The sequence below is a fragment of the Thermoplasmata archaeon genome (genome assembly GCA_035632695.1).
Taxonomy (GTDB): domain Archaea; phylum Thermoplasmatota; class Thermoplasmata; order RBG-16-68-12; family RBG-16-68-12; genus RBG-16-68-12.
In genome coordinates this window covers 1-2,749 of record DASQGG010000120.1, presented here as the reverse complement: position 1 = coordinate 2,749, position 2,749 = coordinate 1, and the positions used below count along the sequence as shown (strand labels likewise).

Annotated in this window: 3 protein-coding genes; all 3 read left to right on the top strand. The window is 63.3% G+C overall.

Features of this window, described 5'->3' with window-relative positions; translation table 11 throughout:
• The first annotated feature begins 264 nt into the window (after window positions 1-264).
• Entirely contained in the window at window positions 265-1,149 is an 885-nt protein-coding gene (locus VEY12_08065; GenBank protein ID HYM40080.1) for an SDR family oxidoreductase, read from the top strand.
• 260 nt (window positions 1,150-1,409) lie between these two features.
• The gene (locus VEY12_08060; GenBank protein HYM40079.1) at window positions 1,410-2,096 is read left to right on the top strand and encodes an alpha/beta hydrolase; all 687 of its coding nucleotides are present in this window, start codon (window positions 1,410-1,412) and stop codon (window positions 2,094-2,096) included.
• Window positions 2,097-2,242: 146 nt separating this feature from the next.
• The gene (locus tag VEY12_08055; GenBank protein HYM40078.1) at window positions 2,243-2,656 is read left to right on the top strand and encodes a DUF1801 domain-containing protein; all 414 of its coding nucleotides are present in this window, start codon (window positions 2,243-2,245) and stop codon (window positions 2,654-2,656) included.
• Window positions 2,657-2,749: the final 93 nt, after the last annotated feature.

Genomic DNA, 2,749 nt, shown 5'->3' with positions numbered 1-2,749 from the left:
ATCCCGGCCGCCCCCGTTCGGTGGAGCGAACTAAGGAACGGATGGAAGGTGGTCGCATTCTTCGGGTCCGTAGGCTTGAGCTCAGTGTGCGGGTGTTCGTTTCCCGCATTCGCGGCACGTGCCTCCGCGGAACTCGCCCCGAGATGGGGGGCGGAGGCCCCGGAGATGACGAAGCTCATGTTGCGGCCGGAATCGTTCGATGGATTCTGTGATTTGATCCTCCCAAACGGAGTCCATATAGCCCCTAGAATCTCTCTCGGTCTCATGGCTATCGCTTCTTCGGAGGACCCACGGCCTCTCCTTCTCGTGGGGGCGACCGGCAACCTGGGGGGTCAAGTCCTTCGAGAACTGCTCGCTCGGGGCAAAACGGTGCGGGCCCTCGTACGCCCCGGGAGCGACGTCTCGGGACTTCCCAAGGAGCGGGTCGAAATCGTCCGGGGAGACATGCTCGACCCTCCCTCGTTGGCGCCGGCCATGTCCGGAGTCTCCGCGGTGGTCAGTTCGGCCATCGGATACTCGAGGCGGAGAGATACCGATTCGCTGCGCACAGACACCGAGGGAAACCGCCATCTCGTTGACGCGGCCAAGAAGGCCGGAGTCCCACGGTTCGTGTTCCTGAGCATCCTCGCGTGCGACCAGGCGCGGGACGTCCCTCACTTCTGGGCGAAGAAGCTGACGGAAGATTACCTTGAGGAACGGGGAGTTCCTTTCGTTGCGCTGCGGCCGGGCGCGTTCCTCGGCGGGCCGTGGATGAAGGCGGCCCTCGAACACGGGCAGGTCATGGGCATGACCTCCGCGGGAGTGCGGATCACCTACATCGCGCCGGCCGAGGTCGCGCGCGCGGTGGCCCTGGCCGTGGACGAACCCCGTACGCTGGGTAGGCGGATCGACCTGGGATGCGACCGAGGGCTCTCCGGGCCCGAACTCGCCGAACTTCTCGGACGCTTGCTCGGCCGCCCGTTGGAATTGCGCCCCCTGCAGGCCCGCGATGCGGACATGACGGCCATGGGTCAGTTCTTTCAAACCGGCAAGTACGTGGCTGACACGCGAGGGCAAGCGGAGTTCTTCGGGCCTGTTCCCAAGATCGAAGAAGCGGCGCACCAAATGCTCACCGAATTCGGTCTTCTTCCCGGCAGGGCCGGACCCTGATGGGGTTCGGGCCACCCGCGCGAATCCCCTGGCCGCGGTTACCTGGAGGTCTGGTCTACCCCCTCTGTCGACTCGTACCCCAATGGTACGGAGCGAATCCGCACGACGGGGAGGAGCCCATGCGCACCGAGGATGCGCGCCCGAAGAAATCTGCCGTCACACGGATTCGCGAGCCTCACTTTCGTGCCGCCGACCCATAGGCTTAATCGTGGAGCGGCCTAGCTGCAGGGAAGGAGGAACGTGCTACGGCATCGTTTGTCTTGATCCCCGGCGCGTGGCTGGGAGCGTGGTCGTGGAAGAACGTGGTCCTGGTTCTCGAGAAGGCGGGTCAATCTGCCTATCCGGTGACATTGACCGGAATGGGCGAAAGGGTCCACCTGGCCACCAAGGACGTCGGCATGGAGACAGCGATCCAAGATGTCCTGAACGTGGTCAAGTACAACGACATCGAGGATTTCGTGCTGGTGGGGCATAGCTTTGCTGGCAAGGTGGCGGCTGCCGTGGCTGACCGCGCCCACGGCAACGTGAGGAAGGTCGTCTATGTCGATGCGTTCCGCCCGGAGAGGGTGAGGACCACGCAGGGTGCGTTCAACCCCGCAGGCGAGTTCGGCCCCCCTCCTCCGGGCGGTTATGCGATTCCTCTCACCAAGGAAACCATCGCCCGGATCGGAAAGGACGTCACGGGGGCGAACCTCGAATGGATGATGTCCATGGCTACTCCCTGGCCGATCAAGCTTGCAGCCGACCCCATCACGCTGTCCAGAAACTACGACCAGGTCATGGAGGCGTATGTCTTCTGCACGCTCAGTGGGGACCCCGTCGACGAGATCGTCGCGGGGAAGTGGGGGAAGCTCGAAGGTCCTTACAAGATCATCGAAACGGGTCACTGGCCGATGATCACGAAACCCGAGGAGCTGGCCAAGGACCTGATCGCCCTAGCCATGTAACGAGGCGCTATCGCGCCACCCCATCCTGGCGGCGGGTACGAGTCCTTCTCGCGACAGAGTGCCCGCTGCCGTTCGCCCCCGAGCGGCCGAAAGGCCCATGTGCGGGTAGCGTACAGATTTTATGTCGTCCCAAGCATAGCGTGTCGATGAATCCGGCAAAGGACGTTGACGCCTACATCGCGGCCGCTTCAGAGGGGGTGCGACCGAAACTCAAGGAGGTCCGGGCGGCCATTAGAGAGGTTGCGCCCGATGCCGCGGAGAGCATGAGCTATGGGATGCCGTACTACAGCTTCAGAGGCGAATCCGGCATCAAGGGGCGACTCTGCTACTTCGCCCTTCTGAAGACGAGCATAGGGTTCTACCTGCGGCCTCCGGTGATCGACGAGCACATCGACGAGGTGGCGGAGTACAGGAGCACCAAATCGGCTCTCAAGATACCCCTGAATCGGCCGATTCCCGCCGCCCTGATCAAGAGGCTGGTCAAGGACGCGATGAGGAAACATGAAGCCGGAGAGGACCACGGACCTGGGAGACGCAGGAAGCGGAAGGCAGGACGTTAGGCACATCTAACTCGAGCTGGGTTCGGCGTTTCGGCGAGCGCGGCCAACCTCGAATCCTATCCTGCGTCCAGTCACGGCCGCTCTGTCCGGCTC